We start from the raw sequence: 2,493 nt of genomic DNA, 5'->3' as shown, positions 1-2,493 counted from the left end.
ATGCTTTGTGGTCAAGTCCTCGGCCTATTAGTACTGGTCAGCTCCACACATTACTGCGCTTCCACTTCCAGCCTATCAACCCGGTCGTCTACCGGGAGCCTTACCCACTCTCATGGTGGGAGACCTCATCTCAAGGCGAGCTTCCCGCTTAGATGCTTTCAGCGGTTATCCCTTCCGAACGTAGCCAACCAGCCGTGCTCCTGGCGGAACAACTGGCACACCAGAGGTTCGTCCGTCCCGGTCCTCTCGTACTAGGGACAGCTCCTTTCAAGTCTCCTGCGCGCGCAGCGGATAGGGACCGAACTGTCTCGCGACGTTCTAAACCCAGCTCGCGTACCGCTTTAATGGGCGAACAGCCCAACCCTTGGGACCTACTCCAGCCCCAGGATGCGACGAGCCGACATCGAGGTGCCAAACCATCCCGTCGATATGGACTCTTGGGGAAGATCAGCCTGTTATCCCCGGGGTACCTTTTAGCCGTTGAGCGACGGCGCTTCCACATGCCACCGCCGGATCACTAGTCCCAGCTTTCGCTCCTGCTCGACCCGTCGGTCTCACAGTCAAGCTCCCTTGTGCACTTACACTCGACACCTGATTGCCAACCAGGCTGAGGGAACCTTTGGGCGCCTCCGTTACTCTTTAGGAGGCAACCGCCCCAGTTAAACTACCCACCAGACACTGTCCCTGATCCGGATCACGGACCGAAGTTAGACGTTCAAAACGACCAGAGTGGTATTTCACCAATGACTCCACCACCACTAGCGTGACAGCTTCACCGTCTCCCACCTATCCTACACAAGACGTTCCAAACGCCAATGTCAAGCTATAGTGAAGGTCCCGGGGTCTTTCCGTCCTGCTGCGCGTAACGAGCATCTTTACTCGTAGTGCAATTTCGCCGGGTCTGCGGTTGAGACAGCGGGGAAGTCGTTACGCCATTCGTGCAGGTCGGAACTTACCCGACAAGGAATTTCGCTACCTTAGGATGGTTATAGTTACCACCGCCGTTTACTGGCGCTTAAGTTCTCAGCTTCGCCACACACGTGCGACTAACCGGTCCCCTTAACGTTCCAGCACCGGGCAGGCGTCAGTCCGTATACATCGTCTTACGACTTCGCACGGACCTGTGTTTTTAGTAAACAGTCGCTTCCCCCTGGCCTCTGCGACCCCCACCAGCTCAGAACGCAAAGGTTCGTCACCAGCGAAGGCCCCCCTTCTCCCGAAGTTACGGGGGCAATTTGCCGAGTTCCTTAACCACAGTTCACCCGATCGCCTTAGTATTCTCTACCTGACCACCTGAGTCGGTTTAGGGTACGGGCCGCCACGACACTCACTAGAGGCTTTTCTCGGCAGCATAGGATCACCCACTTCGCCACAATCGGCTCGGCATCACATCTCAGGATACGTGAACCGCGGATTTACCTACGGTTCTCCCTACATGCTTACCCCAGGACTACCATCGCCTGGGCTGGGCTACCTTCCTGCGTCACCCCATCGCTTACCTACTACCAGTTCAGGCCAGGCGTTCACCCTCACCCCAAACCCGAAGGCTCGGAGGGGTTAAGGACCCTTAGTATCACTGGATTCAGTATTGGCGCATCGTAGCGGGTACGGGAATATCAACCCGTTGTCCATCGACTACGCCTGTCGGCCTCGCCTTAGGTCCCGACTTACCCTGGGCGGATTAGCCTGCCCCAGGAACCCTTGGTCATCCGGCGCAGAAGTTTCTCACTTCTGATTCGCTACTCATGCCTGCATTCTCACTCGCACAGCCTCCACAGCTGGATCACTCCGCTGCTTCCCCGGCCGCACGACGCTCCCCTACCCATCCACACACCTAGACAGACAAGCTGCCGGGTTAAAGTGTGAATGCCACGACTTCGGCGGTGTACTTGAGCCCCGCTACATTGTCGGCGCAGAATCACTTGACCAGTGAGCTATTACGCACTCTTTCAAGGGTGGCTGCTTCTAAGCCAACCTCCTGGTTGTCACTGCGACTCCACATCCTTTCCCACTTAGCACACGCTTAGGGGCCTTAGTCGGTGGTCTGGGCTGTTTCCCTCTCGACTACGGAGCTTATCCCCCGCAGTCTCACTGCTACGCTCTCACTTACCGGCATTCGGAGTTTGGCTGACGTCAGTAACCTTGTCGGGCCCATTAGCCATCCAGTGCTCTACCTCCGGCAAGAAACACGTAACGCTGCACCTAAATGCATTTCGGGGAGAACCAGCTATCACGGAGTTTGATTGGCCTTTCACCCCTAAACACAGGTCATCCCCCAGGTTTTCAACCCTGGTGGGTTCGGTCCTCCACGCGGTCTTACCCGCGCTTCAACCTGCCCATGCCTAGATCACTCCGCTTCGGGTCTACAGCATGCGACTCAAACGCCCTATTCAGACTCGCTTTCGCTACGGCTCCCCCACACGGGTTAACCTCGCCACACACCATAACTCGCAGGCTCATTCTTCAAAAGGCACGCAGTCACATCACAAACAA

At 56.6% G+C, this 2,493-nt stretch carries 1 rRNA gene; it reads right to left on the bottom strand.

The features are described from left to right. Nucleotides 1–7 precede the first annotated feature (7 nt). Nucleotides 8–2,493, bottom strand: a 23S ribosomal RNA gene (locus tag ACSC1Q_RS42875); the annotation flags it as partial.

This window comes from Streptosporangium heterodermiicola (assembly GCF_051390675.1).
GTDB lineage: Bacteria > Actinomycetota > Actinomycetes > Streptosporangiales > Streptosporangiaceae > Streptosporangium.
Note: the sequence above shows the minus strand (reverse complement) of the source record. Positions and strands in the feature narration are given on the sequence as shown.